Annotated in this window: 17 protein-coding genes, 1 tRNA gene and 1 riboswitch; of the genes, 10 read left to right on the top strand and 8 right to left on the bottom strand. The window is 72.3% G+C overall.

Going from position 1 to position 16,808, the window contains the following annotated elements; translation table 11 throughout:
- The first annotated feature begins 16 nt into the window (after window positions 1–16).
- Complete coding sequence (locus AC1DT4_RS04125) at window positions 17–1,843, top strand: DUF4012 domain-containing protein (protein ID WP_477088495.1); 1,827 nt, start codon at window positions 17–19, stop codon at window positions 1,841–1,843.
- A gap of 125 nt (window positions 1,844–1,968) precedes the next feature.
- Window positions 1,969–2,673, top strand: coding sequence for a peptidase (locus AC1DT4_RS04120; protein WP_477088494.1), 705 nt, complete (start codon window positions 1,969–1,971; stop codon window positions 2,671–2,673).
- Between the two features lie 70 nt (window positions 2,674–2,743).
- Here the strand turns inward: AC1DT4_RS04120 and serC are convergent, their stop codons facing one another.
- Window positions 2,744–3,877, bottom strand: a complete 1,134-nt coding sequence (serC, locus tag AC1DT4_RS04115) for a phosphoserine transaminase (RefSeq protein WP_477088493.1) — start codon at window positions 3,875–3,877, stop codon at window positions 2,744–2,746.
- Between the two features lie 125 nt (window positions 3,878–4,002).
- On the opposite strand from serC, the gene AC1DT4_RS04110 reads away from it, so the two are divergent.
- The 4 genes from AC1DT4_RS04110 to AC1DT4_RS04095 all read left to right on the top strand — a co-directional run bounded on the left by AC1DT4_RS04110 (window position 4,003) and on the right by AC1DT4_RS04095 (window position 7,786).
- Window positions 4,003–4,707, top strand: coding sequence for an iron-dependent transcriptional repressor DtxR (locus AC1DT4_RS04110; RefSeq protein WP_477088492.1), 705 nt, complete (start codon window positions 4,003–4,005; stop codon window positions 4,705–4,707).
- Window positions 4,708–5,006: 299 nt separating this feature from the next.
- Window positions 5,007–5,174, top strand: a riboswitch (cyclic di-AMP (ydaO/yuaA leader).
- A 2-nt stretch (window positions 5,175–5,176) separates the two neighbouring features.
- Window positions 5,177–5,944: a C40 family peptidase gene (locus tag AC1DT4_RS04105; RefSeq protein ID WP_477088491.1), complete on the top strand. Its 768-nt coding sequence runs from the start codon at window positions 5,177–5,179 to the stop codon at window positions 5,942–5,944.
- 295 nt (window positions 5,945–6,239) lie between these two features.
- The gene (locus AC1DT4_RS04100; RefSeq protein WP_477088546.1) at window positions 6,240–6,701 is read left to right on the top strand and encodes an HNH endonuclease; all 462 of its coding nucleotides are present in this window, start codon (window positions 6,240–6,242) and stop codon (window positions 6,699–6,701) included.
- A 146-nt stretch (window positions 6,702–6,847) separates the two neighbouring features.
- Complete coding sequence (locus AC1DT4_RS04095; protein ID WP_477088490.1) at window positions 6,848–7,786, top strand: universal stress protein; 939 nt, start codon at window positions 6,848–6,850, stop codon at window positions 7,784–7,786.
- Here AC1DT4_RS04095 and AC1DT4_RS04090 read toward each other — a convergent pair.
- The gene (locus AC1DT4_RS04090; RefSeq protein ID WP_477088489.1) at window positions 7,783–8,265 is read right to left on the bottom strand and encodes an Lrp/AsnC family transcriptional regulator; all 483 of its coding nucleotides are present in this window, start codon (window positions 8,263–8,265) and stop codon (window positions 7,783–7,785) included. The two genes, AC1DT4_RS04095 and AC1DT4_RS04090, sit on opposite strands and share 4 nt — an antisense overlap.
- Before the next feature lie 180 nt (window positions 8,266–8,445).
- On the opposite strand from AC1DT4_RS04090, the gene AC1DT4_RS04085 reads away from it, so the two are divergent.
- The gene (locus tag AC1DT4_RS04085) at window positions 8,446–9,582 is read left to right on the top strand and encodes a CAP domain-containing protein (protein WP_477088488.1); all 1,137 of its coding nucleotides are present in this window, start codon (window positions 8,446–8,448) and stop codon (window positions 9,580–9,582) included.
- 433 nt (window positions 9,583–10,015) lie between these two features.
- Here the strand turns inward: AC1DT4_RS04085 and rocD are convergent, their stop codons facing one another.
- The 3 genes from rocD to AC1DT4_RS04070 all read right to left on the bottom strand — a co-directional run bounded on the left by rocD (window position 10,016) and on the right by AC1DT4_RS04070 (window position 12,650).
- Window positions 10,016–11,236, bottom strand: a complete 1,221-nt coding sequence (rocD, locus tag AC1DT4_RS04080; RefSeq protein WP_477088487.1) for an ornithine--oxo-acid transaminase — start codon at window positions 11,234–11,236, stop codon at window positions 10,016–10,018.
- Entirely contained in the window at window positions 11,233–12,078 is an 846-nt protein-coding gene (gene ddaH, locus AC1DT4_RS04075; protein ID WP_477088486.1) for a dimethylargininase, read from the bottom strand. The genes rocD and ddaH overlap by 4 nt, the downstream gene beginning before the upstream one ends.
- A gap of 104 nt (window positions 12,079–12,182) precedes the next feature.
- The gene (locus AC1DT4_RS04070) at window positions 12,183–12,650 is read right to left on the bottom strand and encodes an SRPBCC family protein (protein WP_477088485.1); all 468 of its coding nucleotides are present in this window, start codon (window positions 12,648–12,650) and stop codon (window positions 12,183–12,185) included.
- Window positions 12,651–12,684: 34 nt separating this feature from the next.
- Here AC1DT4_RS04070 and AC1DT4_RS04065 point away from each other — a divergent pair, with 34 nt between their 5' ends.
- Window positions 12,685–13,671, top strand: a complete 987-nt coding sequence (locus AC1DT4_RS04065) for an aldo/keto reductase (RefSeq protein ID WP_477088484.1) — start codon at window positions 12,685–12,687, stop codon at window positions 13,669–13,671.
- A 7-nt stretch (window positions 13,672–13,678) separates the two neighbouring features.
- Here the strand turns inward: AC1DT4_RS04065 and AC1DT4_RS04060 are convergent, their stop codons facing one another.
- From AC1DT4_RS04060 to AC1DT4_RS04050, 3 genes are read right to left on the bottom strand one after another with little or no spacing between them, the layout of a single operon-like run.
- Entirely contained in the window at window positions 13,679–14,440 is a 762-nt protein-coding gene (locus AC1DT4_RS04060) for a hypothetical protein (protein WP_477088483.1), read from the bottom strand.
- Complete coding sequence (locus AC1DT4_RS04055) at window positions 14,440–14,898, bottom strand: OsmC family protein (RefSeq protein WP_477088482.1); 459 nt, start codon at window positions 14,896–14,898, stop codon at window positions 14,440–14,442. The genes AC1DT4_RS04060 and AC1DT4_RS04055 overlap by 1 nt, the downstream gene beginning before the upstream one ends.
- A 50-nt stretch (window positions 14,899–14,948) precedes the next feature.
- On the bottom strand, window positions 14,949–15,455 hold the full coding sequence (locus tag AC1DT4_RS04050) for a hypothetical protein (RefSeq protein ID WP_477088481.1): 507 nt from the start codon (window positions 15,453–15,455) through the stop codon (window positions 14,949–14,951).
- A 333-nt stretch (window positions 15,456–15,788) separates the two neighbouring features.
- Between AC1DT4_RS04050 and AC1DT4_RS04045 the strand changes: the two genes are divergently transcribed.
- Window positions 15,789–15,861, top strand: a tRNA-Arg gene (locus AC1DT4_RS04045).
- A 432-nt stretch (window positions 15,862–16,293) separates the two neighbouring features.
- On the top strand, window positions 16,294–16,761 hold the full coding sequence (locus tag AC1DT4_RS04040; RefSeq protein WP_477088480.1) for a pyrophosphohydrolase domain-containing protein: 468 nt from the start codon (window positions 16,294–16,296) through the stop codon (window positions 16,759–16,761).
- Window positions 16,762–16,808: the final 47 nt, after the last annotated feature.

Here is a 16,808-nt window from a genome sequence, read left to right as displayed (position 1 = left end):
ATGTCACGATCGCCGGGTGAGCGCGACCATCGACGAACCGGCGACGCCTCACGCGAGCCACGACGACGACGGCGCCGACCTCGAGCCCGAGGCGCGGCCCGTTCGCCGGTCGCACCGCACCGCGAAGCGGATCGTCGGCGGCATCCTCATCGTCCTGGCGGTCCTCTTCGTCGCCGCCTGCTGGCTGGTCTACCGCGGCCTGCAGGCGGAGGAGTCGTTGATGTCGGCGAAGAGCGTGTTCACCGACCTCAAGACGCAGCTGGACGCGGGCAACACCACGCAGATCGAGGCGAAGCTCCCGCAGGTGCAGGAGGACCTGGCGACCGCGCGCCGCGCGACCAGCGACCCGGTCTGGCGGGTCGCCGAGATCGTCCCCGGTCTCGGCCCGAACCTCACCGCGATCCGCGTGGTCTCGGTGTCGCTCGACGACGTCACGCGCGACGCGCTGCCCGCGGTGGTCAAGCTGAACGAGGTGCTCGCGGCCCCGAACGTGCGGGCCGCCGACGGCCGCATCGACCTGGCGCCCTTCGCCGCCGCCGGCCCGTCGGTCATCGCCGCGGCGAACAGCGCGCACACGGCCCAGGCGGCCGTGGCGGAGATCGACGTCGACCAGCTGGCGGGTCCGCTCGCCGGTCCGATCGGGGAGCTGAAGGACGGGCTCGGCGAGGTGACGGGCGCTCTCGACGCCGGCGCGCAGGTGGCCACGCTGCTCCCGCCGATGCTCGGCGCGGACGGCCCCCGCACCTACCTCCTGGTCTCGCTCAACTCGGCGGAGCTGCGGAGCGCCGGCGGCATCGTCGGCGCGTTCGCGGTGCTGCACGCCGAGGACGGCGCCGTCACGCTGACCGACCAGCGCTCGACCATCGACCTGCAGGGCATCGACACCCCGATCCTGCCGCTGACGGCCGAGGAGCTCGCCGTCGACACCGACCGGCTGGGCCGGTGGGTGCAGGACGCGGTGATCACCCCCGACTTCCCGCGCAGCGCGCAGCTGCTCGCGGCCCGCTGGGAACGGGACATGGGCCAGAAGGTGGACGGCGTGATCGCGGCCGACCCCGTCGGCGCCCGGTACGTCCTCAAGGCGACCGGCCCCGTGACCGAGCCCGGCGGCACCAAGATCGACGCCTCCGACGTGCTGCAGGTGCTGCTGCGCGACTCGTACCGCAAGTACGACGACCCCGCCGACGCCGACGGGTTCTACGCCGGCGTCGCGGCCTCCATCTTCCGGGCGGTCGGCGCGGGTCAGGGCGACCCGCACGGCCTGCTCACCGCGCTGGCCCGGGCCGGCACCGAGGGCCGCATCCGCATCTGGTCGGCGGACCCGAAGGAGCAGGAGACGCTGGCTGAGACCACCGTCGGCGCCGCGTTCCTCACCGGGAGCTTCGGCGACGCCACCGGGGTGTTCCTCAACGACGGGACCACCGGCAAGCTCGACTATTACCTCAAGACGAAGGTGACGGTCGAGGACCTGCAGTGCACGGGCGCGAACCCGACCGCGACGGTCCGCCTCGACCTCGACTACCAGCCGCCGGCCGACGTCGCCGCGCTGCCCTCCTACGTCACCGGGACCGTCAACGGGGGCATCGTGGCGGGCAACCTGGCCACCAACATCACGGTGTACGCCCCCGTGGGAGCGGCCCTGCAGGCCCTCGGCCGGGACGACGGATTCGTGTCCGGGACGACCGCCAGCGTGGCCGGCCGCGACGTGCAGGTGGTGACCTCGATGCTCACGCCTGGCGCCCACGAGACGTACCGCGTGACGGTCCCCGTGCGGGACGGCGAGGTGTCGGTCTGGACCACGCCGACCCTCACCAGCCCCGGCTTCGTCACCGCCGGGTGCTGACACCCGCACCATCGGGTGAATCGGACAGAACGGACTAAATCACCCGTTGAGACGGCTCGGATTCCGCTCCCCGCAGTCCACAATGAATCCGAAATGTCCGATTCCTAGACGGGGGCGATCCCATCATGGCCAGAATCATCCGCGGCGCGCTCGTCGCGCTCATCGCGGTCCTCGTGGGCCTCGGGGGCGCCCTGCCGTCGAACGCAGCAGCCGAGCCGAGCCCTTCGGTCAGCCCGTCCGCGCAGGTCTTCGGCTGCCTGCAGCCGCTCGACAGCTACGGCGTGCACCAGGTCTGCGAGCTCGACGTCAAGATCCTCACGCCGGTCTGCGACAACGACGTCCCGAAGCTCCGCTACAAGGTCATCGCCGTCGGCAGCCCGAACGACAAGGTGACCATCACCTGGATCAACCCGGGCGGTGACGACGTCGTGTACGCCGACCTGCCGCTCGAGGGCACGGTCAACTGGCCGGGTGCGGTCGAGGGCCCCGATGGCAAGGGCATCGACTGGCCGGGCTGGACCCAGCTGTCCGACGGCACGTGGGTCGAGGGCGACCAGTTCGACTGGGTCCGCCCGAACGTGAACGTGCTCTTCCAGGTCAACCCCGAGGCGACCATGACGGTGGCGTACCCGCCGTCGACGCCGAGCTGCAACACCAACCCGCCGGGCGACGAGAGCGAGGTTCTCGCGGACAACCCGCAGACCGCCGTTCTCTCGGCCACCGGGACTGACGCCGGCCCGCTGGTCATGCTGGGTGCCGGACTCGTTGTCGTCGGTGCTCTGGTCGTCGCGATGGTGGCGATCGCCCGCCGCCGCCGCACGTCCTACTGAGCGGATACTCCGGCGACAGGCGCCCGCCCCCCGTGCTGACCACGGGGGGCGGGCGTCCGTCTGTCCGGGCTCAGCCCAGCTGGTCCACGACCGCGTCGACGCACGCCGTGAGGGCCAGCACGTCGTCCGGCTCCACCGCCGGGTACATGGCGACCCGCAGCTGGTTGCGGCCAAGCTTGCGGTAGGGCTCGACGTCGACCACGCCGTGGGCCCGCAGGACACGTGCGACCGTGGCAGCCTCGATCTCGGCGTCGAGGTCGATGGTGCCGACGACGCTCGAGCGCAGCGCGGGGTCGGTGACGAAGGGCGTGGCCCAGTCGCGCGACTCCGCCCAGCTGTACAGGTGCGCGGCCGACGTCGCGGTGCGCTGCGCGGCCCAGGCCATACCGCCGTTGCCGAGGATCCAGTCGAGCTGCTCGGCCAGGAGCACGAGCGTCGCGATGGCCGGCGTGTTGAGCGTCTGGTCGAGGCGCGAGTTGGTGACCGCCGCGGTGAACGACAGGGACTCGGGGATCCATCGGCCGCTCGCCTCGAGGGAGGCGGCGCGCTCGATCGCCGCGGGGGAGGCGGCGGCCAGCCAGAGCCCGCCGTCGGAGGCGAACGACTTCTGCGGCGCGAAGTAGTAGACGTCGGTCTGCGCGACGTCGACGGCGAGCCCGCCCGCCGCGGACGTGCCGTCGATGACGACGAGCGCGCCCTGCTCGCGCGAGCCGGCCACGCGGCGCACGGGCGCGACGACGCCGGTCGAGGTCTCGTTCTGCGGCCACGCGTACGTGTCGACGCCGTCGGCGAACGCCGGCACCGCCACCCCGCCGGGCGCCGCGCTGCTGAGGACGGGCTCGCCGACGAACGGGGCACGGGTCGCGGCCGACGCGAACTTGGCCCCGAACTCGCCGAAGGTGCCGAACGCCGCCCGGTCCTCGATCAGGCACAGGGTCGCGACGTCCCAGAACAGGGTCGAGCCGCCGTTGCCCAGCACGATCTCGTAGCCGTCGGGCAGCTCGAGCAGGGCCGCCAGCCCCGCGCGGACGCGGCCGACGAGCGCACGGACGGGTGCCTGCCGGTGGGACGTGCCGAGAAGCGACGCCGCCGGGCCCGCCAGCGCGTCCACCTGCGCCCGCCGGATCTTGGACGGCCCGGAGCCGAACCGGCCGTCCGTGGGCAGGAGGTGCGCGGGGATCGTGATGTCGTGGGCGTCGGGCACGTGCCCGAGGATAGGCGGTCGCGGCCCACGGCCGTCGGCTCGACCAACTAATCTGTGCACCAGCGCGGCCGGCCTGCCGGTGGGTGGGTGCCGCGCGACGATGACGCGACGCGGGAGGCCATGCAGTGAGCGACCTGATCGACACGACGGAGATGTACCTCAAGACGGTCTACGAGCTCACCGAGGAAGGCATCACCCCCCTGCGCGCCCGCATCGCCGAGCGGCTCGGCCACTCCGGCCCCACGGTCTCGCAGACCGTCGCCCGCATGGAGCGGGACGGCCTCGTCGTCGTCACCGGCGACCGCCACCTCGAGCTGACCGAGCTGGGCCACGGCAAGGCGGTGCGCGTCATGCGCAAGCACCGGCTGGCCGAGCGGCTCCTCACCGACGTCATCGGCCTCGAGTGGCCGTACGTGCACGAGGAGGCCTGCCGCTGGGAGCACGTCATGAGCGAGCGCGTCGAGAAGCGTCTGGCGTCCCTGCTCGACCACCCGCACTTCGACCCCTACGGCAACCCGATCCCGGGCCTGGGGGAGATCGGCGAGGAGACGACGCGGGAGAGCTTCCTCGACGGCGTCACCTCCCTGGTCACGTACCGCGGGACGGCGGGTGCCGACGGCGTCGAGCGGGCGATCGTGGCCCGCATCGCGGAGCCGCTGCAGGTGGATGTCGAGCTGCTGTCGCGCCTGTCCGAGGCCGGCGTGCTGCCCCACAAGGAGATCGCGATCGAGCGGGCCGACGGCGTCGTGACGGTCTCGACGCCCGGCTCCGAGACTCTGCTCGACCTGCCTGAGGACGTCGCACGGCACATCTTCGTCGGGACCCGCTGACGCCTCCGAGTGGCCTGTGAGGCTCCTGGGAGCCCCCTGAGGGGATTACGTCCGAATCCTTCGTTATCTTCCGTCGGACCCCTGCGGGTGAGGTATGCGCGCGCTCCCACGCCCGTGATCGGCGTCTTTGCAGGTCACGCCAGACGCGGTGCCGACCCTGCAGGACGTGCGTCCAACACGTTCGAAGATTCCCGTGACCGGAACGTGACAATCGCTGCGGGTGTCCTGTACGTTCGACCTGCTTCTCCGGAACCCTCCTCCAGGGAAGCCCTCGAGCGGAACGCCTAACCCTGCCGCCGTCACGAGGTTCGCACTATCCGCCGGCAGGGGCGGGGGACCCAATTGCGGGCACCGGAAGTTCGGTGTCCTTGGGGTGAAGCCGGAGAACCGATCTCGATCGGGGACACGGCCGGGTGTTCTCCCACCCGAACCCGACAGCTGACCTCGTAGGCATCAGGAGAGGCAACGCGTGACCGTGAGCACTACTCGCGCCCGCCATCGTGCGGCGCGCCGTCCTTCGACGCCACTGACCGAGCTTGCTGCAGCCGCCTCGGGCCAGATGGGAACCGTCGGACGCCGAACTGCTGTCGTCGCCGCATCGTCGGGACTCGTCGTCTCGATGCTCGGCTCGCCGGCCAGCGCCGCACCGCAGGGTGACACCGGGGCCCTGCCCGCGGTGGACACCGCTGCGCTGACCGCGTCGGCCCGAGCCGTGCTCAACACGGCCCCCGTCGTCACCGCCCCGGCCGACGCCGCGTGGACCATCGACGTCCCGGTCGTCACGGCCGAGACGCCCCCGCCGCCCCCGCCGCCGGTCAAGGTCAAGGCCGCTGCCTCGCGCAGCACCGCCCGCGCCGCCGTCGCCACGACCGCCGCCCCGTCGGCCGCCGTGCCGCAGTCCGTCGCCGGCAACGCGGTCCTCGAGATCGCCGCCCGCTACGTCGGCACGCCCTACGTCTCCGGCGGCTCGGACCCCAGCGGCTTCGACTGCTCGGGCTTCGTGTCGTACGTCTACGCGCAGCTCGGTGTCTCGCTCCCGCGGACGTCCAGCGGCATCAAGGCGGCCGGCACGGTCATCTCCCGGGCGGATGCCCAGCCGGGTGACCTCATCTGGAGCCCCGGACACATCTCGATCTACGCCGGCGGCAACGACCAGATCGACTCGCCCCGCCCGGGCAAGACGATCCAGTTCCGCGCCATCTGGCAGAGCGCTCCCGTCTTCATCCGGATCGGCTGACACCAGCCGCCCCGACCGACGAGGCCCCGACGACATCGCTGTCGTCGGGGCCTCGCCCGTTCACCGGCCCGTCGCCCCGTCTCGGATGGGCCGTCGCGTACTCTGGCCGTGCACCACGCTGTTGCTTCGCTTCGCCGGGCCGGCAGCCAGCCGGTCCGACCCCCGAGGTCGGGAGAACGCCGTGCTCATGAATGCGTCGAAGCTGTCCACCGAGGCCGTCGGTGAGACTGCCACCGAGGTCGGCTCGCCAGGGCTGATCGCGTCCGGAGCACGCACCCTGCTGCTCAACGCCAGCATGGAACCCCTGTGCATCGTGAGCCTGCGGCGTGCCGTGGTGCTCGTGATGACCGGCAAGGCGACCGTGCTCGAGACCGACGGTCGCCTGCTGCACTCCGAGCACGTCGCGGTGCCGCTGCCCGTCGTCCTGTGCCTGACGCGCTACGTGCACGTCCCCGTCCGCCGCCCGGTGCCGCCCACGCGCCGCACGGTGCTCCAGCGGGACAACCACCGGTGCGCCTACTGCGGCGCTGGGGCCGACACCGTGGACCACGTGCACCCGCGCTCGCGCGGCGGCCGGCACGAGTGGACCAACGTCGTCGCCGCCTGCGTGCGCTGCAACCACCGCAAGGCCGACCGGTTGCTGCACGAGATCGGCTGGGAGCTGTCGTTCGTGCCGCGGGCGCCGCGCTGGTCGGTCGCGTTCGGCACCACGTCCGTCCGGGCGGAGCCGCTCTGGTCCCAGTACGTGGTGGCCTGAGGGCGCTCCACGTCCCATCGTTCGGCCGAACGTCAACGTTGCGCCAACGTATGGCAACATTCCGGTACCCACGGGTGCAACGGTGCGCCCGAGGAGGACACTGGGACGAGTGCACGGCGGGCTCGTGACGAGCACGGAGGCTCCGGATGACGCGCGACGATGTGGTCCTCGTCGGGGTGGACGGATCGGCCGCGAGCCTGCACGCGCTCGACTGGGCCGCCGCGCAGGCGCGGGCCCACGGGTGGGGCGTCCGGCTGGTCTGCAGCTACTCGCTCCCGTCGTTCACCGCCGCCTCCCTCGACGGCGGGTACGCCGCGCTGGACGACACCGCGATCCAGGAGGGCGCCAAGGCCGTGCTGGCCGAGGCGACCGACCGGGTGTCGTCGATGGGCGTGCCGGTGACGGCGAAGGTGCTCACGGGCGACGCGGCGGGCGTGCTGGTCGAGATGTCGCACGCGGTCCGGCTGGCCGTCGTCGGCACGCGCGGGCGCGGCGGGTTCGCGGACCGGCTGCTGGGCACGGTCTCGTCGGCCCTGCCCGCGCACGCGTACTGCCCGACGGTCGTCGTCCCGCTGCGGGAGGCGGGCAAGACGCTTCCCGACGACGCCCCGATCCCCGCGCCGCGGCCCGTGAAGCGGATCGTCGTCGGCGTCGACGGGTCCCCCCAGGCTGAGCACGCCCTGAAGTACGCGATCGGCGAGGCCGAGGCGTGGGGCGCCGAGCTGACCGCCGTCGCGGGCGTGCCGGTGGGCTCGATGTCGGGGGTGCTCGCGTGGCTGCCCGCCGCCGTGGACCACGAGCAGGTGCTGCGGGACGTGGCCGAGGGGCTGAACGTCGTCGTCGACCGCGCCCTCGTGGACCACCCCGGCACCACCGTCCGGCGGATCGCCCTCGACGGCACGGGCGCGGAGCTGCTGACGGAGTTCTCGGTGGCGACGGACCTCATCGTCGTCGGCTCCCGGGGCCGCGGCGGATTCACCGGGCTCCTGCTCGGCTCCACCAGCCAGGCCGTGCTGCACCACTCGGACTGCCCGGTCATGGTCGTCACCAACCGGTGCGCGACCGCGGAGGCCGTCGCCGGCTAGCCCTCCGGCGCCGGCGGGACGTCGGGGCGCCGGACCAGCGCGGAGAGCACCACGGTCGAGCGCGTGCGGGCCACGAACGGCTCCGCGGCCAGCTTCTCGACGACCCGCTCGAGGTGCCGCATGTCCCGCGCGCGCACCTGCACCACCAGGTCGACGTCACCCGTGACGGTGCTCGCCGCGACCACCTCGGGGTAGTGCTCGACGGCCGCGCGCATCGTGGCCGGGCTGGTGGACCCGTTGCAGAACAGCTCGACGAACGCCTCGGTCTGCCAGCCCATCGCCGCCGGATCGAGCCGGACGGTGAAACCGCGGATCACGCCCCGCTCGCGCAGCCGGTCCACGCGCCGCTTCACCGCCGGCGCCGAGAGCGAGACCTGCTCTCCCACCTGGGCAAACGTCGCCCGCGCGTCAAGCGCGAGCACCCGCAGGATCGCGGTGTCGAGGGCGTCGAGCCCGGAGTCGTCGGTCACGCCCCCCATCATCGCGGTGGACGCCGTGTTTGGTGTTCTCCCGCGAGACGTGCCACCCTGCACGCACTACGCCAAACGGGTGATTCGGAAATGCGGCACTTTGCCTCAAGGCGGACGCCGCAGATGCCGAGATGACTAGAAGCCCCATTTCTCACGCCAGACACGCAGGGGTCCAGCGAAGGAGGCGACGTGGACAAGGACACCAAGAAGCGGCTCGACCTTGTGCCGAGCCAGCGACCGTCGGTCATCAGTGCACCCACCCCGCTCGTCGGCGAGGTGCCACACCCGAACCCCGCGCCGTCCCCGCTCGTCGAGGCTCAGGCCGAGCCGACCCCGGCCCGCTCCGCGGCGATCCGCCGGTCCGTCTGGGTCGGTCTCGCCGCGGGCATGGCGCTCGCCGTGGCCGCCGGCAGCGGTGTGTACGCCGCCGACCAGAAGGCCCAGACGGCTCGCGACGCCGCCCTCGAGGCGCACGTCCGCGTGGACCAGGCGTCGCTCGCCGCGGCCCGCGACGCCGCCGCCGAGCGTACGACCGACCTCATCGTCGCGCCAGCCACCTACGCCGCCGTCCGCGCGGCGGCGGGGGCGACCGCCCAGTCGACCGTCGACCACGCCAACGCGACCCTCGCCGCCGTCCCGAACGCCGGCKACGCCCCCCGCGCGGCCCTCGCCGCCTCGAGCGGCGCCGTCAGCACCGCGCTCGCCGCCCCGAACGTGAGCCTGGCGTCCCTGCGCTCGCTGGTGGCCGGCGTCGCCGCGCCCGAGAAGGCCGCCGTCGACGCGCAGACCGCGTGGCAGGTGGCCGAGAACGCCCGGATCGCCGCCGAGCAGGCCRCCGCCGCCGAGGCTGCCGCCGCCGCGGCCGCCGCCCGCGCGAAGACCACGACCACCCGGTCCACCACCCGCTCGTCCGCCCCGAGGGCCGCCTCGTCGGCGCCCGCCGCACCGGCCACCGGCGGCATCCCCTCCGGCGGGCTCGTGTGCAAGGGCGCCGGCGGCTCCGGGGCCGGCGAGTCGAGCGTCTCGGCGATCGGTTCCGCCATCAACGCCTACCGGGCCTCGCTCGGCCTCTCGCAGCTGTCGGTCTCGCGCAGCGGCAGCCTGGTCTCCCACGCGATCACCATGGCCAACGCCGGCGGCATCTGGCACTCGGGCGGCGACAACATCGTCGCCTGCGTGAGCAACGGGTCCGCGTCCTCGATGGTCTCCGCCTGGTCCAGGTCGCCGTCCCACGACGCGCAGATGCGCCGCACCGACGTGTCCAGCATGGCGGTCGGCGGCGCCGGCCTGAACGGCTGGCTCTTCGGCGCAGTCAAGTTCAGCTAGCTAGCTTCTCCGCAACGTCCGAGCAGATGGAGGCCCTGACCTCCACCTGCTCGGACGTTGCGCATCTTCTGAGCGGGACGTCCGAGCAGCTGGCTGCTACAGCGACCACTTCCTCGGGCGCAACGGGATGGGGTCGGGGACGTCCGCACTCCGTAGGGCCCTGACCCGCTGGAGTGCGGACGTTGCGCATCCGCACGCGGACGTCGAGCATCTGGCGGCCATGGCAGCCGCTTCCTCGGACTCAACGGGGTGGTGATGGCAGCGTCCGCGGATTCGGTTGTTGGGGCGCGTGGATCTGCGGGCGCACGCACCGTGACGCAGCAGCGTCCGCACATTCGGGCGCCCGGGGGCTCGGATGTGCGGACGTGGGAGGAGAGGGGGGCGTCCGGCGCGGCCCGGCCGGGGGGAGCTGGGCCGCGCCGGACGTCCGGTCTCAGCGGAGGGCGTCCGTCAGGCGGTCGGTCGCCAGGGAGAGGTCCTCCGACGCGATCGTCAGCGGCGGCGCCAGCCGGATGGTGCGGCCGTGGGTGTCCTTGGCCAGGACGCCGCGGGCGAGGAGCCGCTCGCACAGCTCGCGACCCGTGGCCGGTCCCGACGAGCGACCGGGCGCGACGTCGAGCCCCGCCCAGAGGCCCACGCGTCGCGACGAGGCGAGCAGGCCGTCGTCGACCAGCGCGTCGAGCCGGGCGCCCCACTCGAGGCCCAGCGTCGTGGCGCGTGCCTGGAGCTCGCCGGTCTCCAGTAGGCCGACGACCGCGAGGCCGACGGCGCACGCCAGCGGGTTGCCGCCGAACGTCGAGCCGTGGGTGCCGGCCGTGAGGACGCCGAGCACGTCGGCGCGGCCCACCACGGCGGACACGGGCAGGACCCCGCCGCCGAGAGCCTTGCCCAGCGTGACCAGGTCGGGCCGGACGCCCCAGAGCTCGGACGCAAGCGTGGTGCCGGTGCGGCCGAGGCCGGACTGGATCTCGTCGGCGATGAAGAGGACGTCGTGCTCCGTGCACAGGGCGCGGACGGCCGGCAGGTACGAGTCCGGGGGAACGACGACGCCCTGCTCGCCCTGGATCGGCTCGAGGAGGACGGCGACCGTGGTCTCGTCGATGGCGTCGGCAAGAGCCTGCGCGTCGCCGTACGGGACGACCGTGAAGCCGGGCGTGTACGGGCCGAAGCCGCGGCGCGCGTCGGGGTCGGTGGAGAACGAGACGATCGTCGTCGTCCGGCCGTGGAAGTTGCCGTCGGCGACGATGATCGTCGCGCGCTCGTCGGGAACGCCCTTGACGTCGTAGCCCCACTTGCGCGCGGCCTTGATGGCGGTCTCGACGGCCTCGGCGCCCGTGTTCATCGGCAGGACCATCGGCGGACCGGCCACCAGCGGACCGACCAGCGCGGCCAGCCGCGCCGCGAACGGCTCCAGCAGGTCGTGGTCGAACGCGCGGGACGTCAGCGTGAGCTTGTCGATCTGCGCGTGCGCCGCGGCCGTGAGCACTGGGTTGCGGTGCCCGAAGTTCAGCGCCGAGTACCCGGAGAGCAGGTCGAGGTAGCGCTGACCCTCGGTGTCGGTGACCCAGGAGCCGAGCCCGTCGACCAGCGTGACCGGCAGCGGGTGGTAGTTGTGGGCCAGCACCGAGGCCGGGGCCACCTCCACGAGAGTCATCGCCCGGACCCGGAGGCGGGACGGATCTCGAGCGTGCAGCACTTGGCGCCGCCGCCGCCCTTGAGCAGCTCGCTGGTGTCCACGGGGATCGGGTTGTACCCGCGCTCGGCGATGGCCGCGGCCAGGTCGACGGCGCCGGGGGCGACGACGACGTTGTAGCCGTCGGACACCGCGTTGAGCCCGAGGGCGACGGCGTCGCGCTCAGTGGCCTCGACGGCGTCGGGGAACAGCTGCTGCAGGACCGCGCGCGAGCCGGCCGAGAACGCCGGCGGGTAGTACGCGATCTGCGGGTCGGCCGGGTCGCTCGACAGCACGGCCAGCGCGGTGTCGAGGTGGTAGTAGTGCGGGCTGACCAGGTCGAGCGAGATGACCGGGCGGCCGAAGAGCTCCTGGAGCTCGGCGTGCGCGGCGCGGTCGGTGCGGAAGCCGGTACCGGCCAGGACCAGGTCGCCGACGACGAGCAGGTCGCCCTCGCCCTCGTTGGTCTCGGCGGCCGTGTGCGTGACGTAGCCGCGGTCGGCGAACCACTTCTGGTACGCGGGACCCTCGGGCTGACGCTCGGCGTAGCGGAACTTCGCGGAGTAGACGACGCCGTCCAGGACGGTCGCGCCGTTAGCGGCGTAGACCATGTCCGGCAGGCCGGCGATCGGGTCGATCGTCTCGACGGTGTGGCCGAGCTCGAGGTACGTGTCGCGCAGCGTGCGCCACTGACGGACCGCGAGGTCGGCGTCGGTGAACCGCGTCTTGTCCATCCACGGGTTGATCTCGTAGGACACCGTGTAGTGCGTGGGTTCGCACATCAGGTAGCGGCGGTCGGTACGTCCGGGGGCGGTCGGGGTCATGAGGCTCCTCGTGGCGTGTCGTTCCCACAAGGCTACGAGCCGCGAGAGTCCGGGTCCGTCATCTCGGATTGCGCGCTGGGGCGCGATCCGTTGCGCAATCGTCGTCAAGCGAGGCGATCTGTTGCGCGAGCCTCCCGCCGAGCCTTCATCAGCGCGTACCGGACCATGCCGCCGAGGAACGGCGTGAGCACTGCCGCGGTGAGTCGCCGGGGGAGCGGGCCGGCGAGGTAGACGTTCTCGCTCCAGAACACGCGGCTCGACGACGGTCCCGCGGGCACGACGACGATGCTCGCGGTGCCCTTGAGCACGTGGCCGACCTTGGTGAACGTCGCGACGCCGGGCTCGGTCCCCGCGGGAGGGTCGTAGCGGTCGATCGTCATGACGTCCTTGAGCCCGGGGAAGCCGCGCTTCGCCAGCGGACCCGACACGGCCGTCACCGTGCTGCCGTCGACCTCGACCCGGGTCAGGGGGATCCAGCGCTCGTGGTTGCGCAGGTTGGCGACGAGCTCCCACGCGACCGTCGCCGACACGGGGAAGGACCGGACCACCGCGTCGATCGGGATGCTCGTCACGTGGCCATCGTCCGCGCGGGTAACGTCGCTGTCCATGGAGAGCAGGCAGCTGGGTCGGACGGGTCGGTCGGTCGGGGTCGTGGGGCTGGGCTGCTGGCAGCTCGGTGCGGACTGGGGATCGGTGAGCGAGGAGGCCGCGCTGTCGGTGCTGACGGCGGCCGTCGACTCCGGCGTCACCTTCCTCGACACCGCCGACGTGTACGGCGACGGCCGCTCCGAGAAGCTCATCGGCACGTTCCTGGCGTCGCGCCCGGGCCACGGTCTGACGGTCGCGACGAAGATGGGCCGCCGCGCGGACCCGCACGTCGCCGACGCCTACACGCTCTCGTGGTTCCGCGCCTGGACCGACCGGTCGCGGGAGAACCTCGGCGTCGACACCCTCGACCTGGTGCAGCTGCACTGCCCGCCGTCGGAGGTCTACCGCCGTGAGTCCACCTACGACGCGCTCGACGTCCTGGTCGACGAGGGCCGCATCGCGTCCTACGGCGTCTCCGTCGAGACCGTGAACGAGGCGCTCGACGCGATCATCCGGCCGAACGTCGCGACCGTGCAGATCATCCTCAACGTCTTCCGCCGCAAGCCGCTCGAGGAGGTGCTGCCGCTGGCCGTCCAGGAAGGCGTCGGGATCGTCGCGCGCGTGCCGCTGGCGTCGGGACTGCTGTCGGGCAAGTACGACGAGCACACGCAGTTCGCCGACGACGACCACCGCTCCTACAACCGCGGCGGCGAGGCGTTCGACGTGGGGGAGACGTTCGCCGGGGTGCCGTTCGAGGTCGGCGTGGCCGCGGCCCGCGAGGTCGCCGACCTGACCCCGCAGGGCTACACCACCGCGCAGCTGGCCCTGCGGTGGATCATCGACCAGCCCGGCGTGTCCGTCGTGATCCCGGGCGCGCGCTCGGCGGCGCAGGCCGTGGGCAACGCCGCCGCCGCGTCGCTGCCGCCGATCGACGAGGAGACGCTCGACGGCCTGCGCGGGGTGTACGACGGCCGGATCCGCCAGCACGTGCACGCGCGCTGGTAGGTCGTCTTTAGCTCGCGTCTTTCTGGGCGGTCTTGCGCGAACCGAGGCTCTTGAGCCGCCCAGGCAGCCGCTTCTGCGGCGCGGGCAGGATCTCCGGCTTGTCGTCGGGACCTGCGATCTCGATGACCTTGGGGAACGAGAGCGGCGGCGGCCCGAACGCCTTGCGCGCGCCGTCGATGACGTTCTTGCCCAGGGCGCGCGAGCCCGCGACACCGACCACCAGGCCGATGCCGAACGGGATGATGCGCCCGATCGCCAGCCCGGTCTGCTTGGTCAGCTGCGTGCGCACGAATCGGCGCGTCATCGTCGTGTTCACCTTGCGCACGGTGGCCATCGGCATCCGCGTGAGCAGGGCGCGCGCGACGCTGACGCTGGTCAGCTCGGCGCCGTCGGTGATGACCTTGGTCCCGGCGTCGCCGAGGATCGTCGTCAGCAGCAGCGCGCGACGGCGCTCCGCGTCCTCGACCTCGATGCCGTGCACGGAGGCCACCGCGAGCGCGAACGCCGCCGACGCCCCGAAGAACGTCGCCACGTCGCTGGCCGTGAGCACGAGCGCGACGCCCGTGCCGACCGCGGGCGCCGCCGCCGTCGCGCCGACCGCGCCGCCGGTGGTCTGCACGACCAGCAGGTACTCCTTCTCCAGGAGCCGGACCAGCTGCTCGGGCGTCGCCTCCGGGTTGCGCCGGCGCAGCGACTCGACGTGCGCGTGGATGGTGCTCGACGGGATGGTGACCGACTTGGCCAGCGCCGCCTCGACGAGGCTCGGCATCAACGCTCCCCGGTGACGGTGAGCTGCACGGTCGCGCCGGCCTCCAGCGTGCGGCCGACGGTGCAGTGCGAGTCGACCGCGCGGTGGATGATCGTGATGAGGCGCTCGCGGGCCTCCGGGTCGAGCCCGCTGAGGTCGACCACCATCTCCTCGGCGATCGCGGGGTAGCGGTCCTCTTCAGGGTCGCTCTCGCCCGAGACCTTGATGGTCACGTCGACGTCGTCGCCCAGCCGGTGGCTCAGCTTCGCGTCCGCCGACAGCCCGCTGCACCCGGCGAGCGCGATCTTCAGCAGCTCGCCCGGGCTGAACACGTCCTCGACGCCCACGCTGCCGATCTTCACGGTGGCCCCGCGCGAGTTGCGGCCCGTGTAGAGGCGCTTGCCCGTGCGCTCGACCCACAGCTGGGTGTCGTCCGCGTTCTTGGTGATGTCGGGCGCTGGCTTCTGCTCCGTCGTCATCTGGCGATCTTCCCATGGGCGACGGACAGTCACTCGGCGAGCGGGGGGCGTCAGCTGAGCGCAGCGCACATGTCCCTGGTCGGCCCGGAGGAGGACAGGATCGTCCACACGCCGTTCGCGTCGATCGTGTACACCACCCGACCCTTGTAGAGCGTCGTCGACGGTCCCGCCGGCACGTCCGTCGGGAACAGGATGATGACGTGCGCCCCGAGCGCGACGACCTGCGTGGACCCGTCGGGTCGCGTGGTCGTGATGTCCACGACGCCCGACGCCGGCAGCGTCGTCGCCTTGCCGGTGGTGGCGTTGGTCAGCGGGAGGCTCTGGCCGCGCCCCGCCGTGATGGTCCCGTGCCTGGTGGTGTGGGTGGTCGTGAACCCGCCTGTCCCGCTGTAGGTCAGCGGGAACGCGCAGGCCTGCCCGGCGTCGAAGGTGGCCGGGCCTGTGGGCGGAGTCGGAACCGGCGGGTTGGCTTGGGCGGGTGCGGCCAGGGCGGTCAGGCCGAGGGCGACGAGCGGGACGGTGATCCAGCGCAGGACGTGGGTACGCGCGGCGGTCATGGGGGTGGTCCTTCGGTGCGGCGTGCGCGATGTGGGAGGGCGCGCGGCCGGTCGTGCGACGCGCGCGGGGCGCAGTGCGCGACGGTGCGCCGCTGTGCCGTGGTGGTGCGCTCGCCCCGAGCTCCGATGGTCGGGGTTGTCACGCTAGCCCTGGCGGCGACGCGGCCACCAGAGTGGATCGGCCCGCTATGCGCTCCGCGCTTTCGGCGCGCCCGCGTCCGGCCGATAGGCTGACCCCGCGCTGAGAGGCCTCCGGGACTCTCGGCGACGCTCGGGACTACCGACGGCGACGCTTGCGGCCACCGCGATATCGATCCTCGTCATCCGTCCCGCGCGCCTGTAGCTCAGGGGATAGAGCACCGCTCTCCTAAAGCGGGTGTCGGCAGTTCGAATCTGCCCAGGCGCACAAGTGTTTGTGCAGTTCAGCGCGGTCTTGCGTGCAGCTGGCGTGGTGGTTGCGACCGCAATGTCCGGTTCGTGGTCAGCATGTGGTCAGCGGTCTGGTTCACGGCCGACTGTTGGATGGTGCCCCCGAAAGCCCCTGGCGACCGCGGCGCCTCCGGGCCCCGACTGCTCGGCGTGTGATGTTGGTAGGTCGGGATGGAGCGATGCGGCGCGCTTGTGGCAACCTGACCCCATGGGTAGTCGACGGTCGATCGCAGCAAGGTCGCACCGCCCGTCTCGTGTCACGGCGGTCCGTGGTGGCCTAGCCCAGAGTGAAGACGGCAGCGTCTCACTCCCTCGGGTAGAGCAGCTCACGCTGGATTTCGACGTCCCACTGCCCAGTCCGCGGCTGGTCGTCACCGCGCACGGCACCGACGCCGTCAAGGTCACGCCGGTGCGCCCGCTGACAACCCCGGGAGAGGTACAGGCACGGGTCCTGGAGTTCCACATTGCGTTTGACCTTCCGCGGGAGCCTCTGCCCACCGTCCACGTTGCAGACGCGATCGCTCAGCTGCGGGTGCGGTTACTCCGGGAAGAGGTCGAGGAGTTCGCCGACGCGGTCGAGGAGCGGGACCTTGTCGCCATCGCCGATGCCCTGGCAGACGTCATCTACGTCGCCTACGGATCTGCGGTTACCTACGGCGTCGACTTGGACGCGGTCCTCATGGAGGTCCACCGATCGAACATGAGCAAGCTTGACGCACATGGTCGCCCGGTGCTGCGCGACGACGGCAAGGTGCTCAAGTCCGATCGGTATCGCCCGCCAAACGTCGGTCGTGTGATCGCCGAGCAACTCCCGCTGTTCGACGCAGGGAACCCGTACCCGACCACGGGCGGGCGCCCGCGCAGCGCCACGGGCTGAGCCTGGGAATTCGGCCCTCAGAACCTCGTCGCCTGTCGGTTGCCGCT

This window comes from Cellulomonas sp. P4_D11, from assembly GCF_056401915.1.
This window is presented reverse-complemented; position numbering and strand designations above follow the sequence as displayed.

Bases quoted from the DNA above. Each gene is read 5' to 3' on its own strand.
- AC1DT4_RS04050 (WP_477088481.1), bottom strand. From the start codon at position 15,455: ATGACCGCCGCGCGTACCCACGTCCTGCGCTGGATCACCGTCCCGCTC.
- AC1DT4_RS04090 (WP_477088489.1), bottom strand. From the start codon at position 8,265: ATGGGGGGCGTGACCGACGACTCCGGGCTCGACGCCCTCGACACCGCG.
- ddaH (WP_477088486.1), bottom strand. From the start codon at position 12,078: ATGACCCCGACCGCCCCCGGACGTACCGACCGCCGCTACCTGATGTGC.
- AC1DT4_RS04065 (WP_477088484.1), top strand. From the start codon at position 12,685: ATGGAGAGCAGGCAGCTGGGTCGGACGGGTCGGTCGGTCGGGGTCGTG.
- AC1DT4_RS04100 (WP_477088546.1), top strand. From the start codon at position 6,240: ATGGAACCCCTGTGCATCGTGAGCCTGCGGCGTGCCGTGGTGCTCGTG.
- AC1DT4_RS04055 (WP_477088482.1), bottom strand. From the start codon at position 14,898: ATGACGACGGAGCAGAAGCCAGCGCCCGACATCACCAAGAACGCGGAC.
- AC1DT4_RS04095 (WP_477088490.1), top strand. From the start codon at position 6,848: ATGACGCGCGACGATGTGGTCCTCGTCGGGGTGGACGGATCGGCCGCG.
- rocD (WP_477088487.1), bottom strand. From the start codon at position 11,236: ATGACTCTCGTGGAGGTGGCCCCGGCCTCGGTGCTGGCCCACAACTAC.
- AC1DT4_RS04120 (WP_477088494.1), top strand. From the start codon at position 1,969: ATGGCCAGAATCATCCGCGGCGCGCTCGTCGCGCTCATCGCGGTCCTC.
- AC1DT4_RS04060 (WP_477088483.1), bottom strand. From the start codon at position 14,440: ATGCCGAGCCTCGTCGAGGCGGCGCTGGCCAAGTCGGTCACCATCCCG.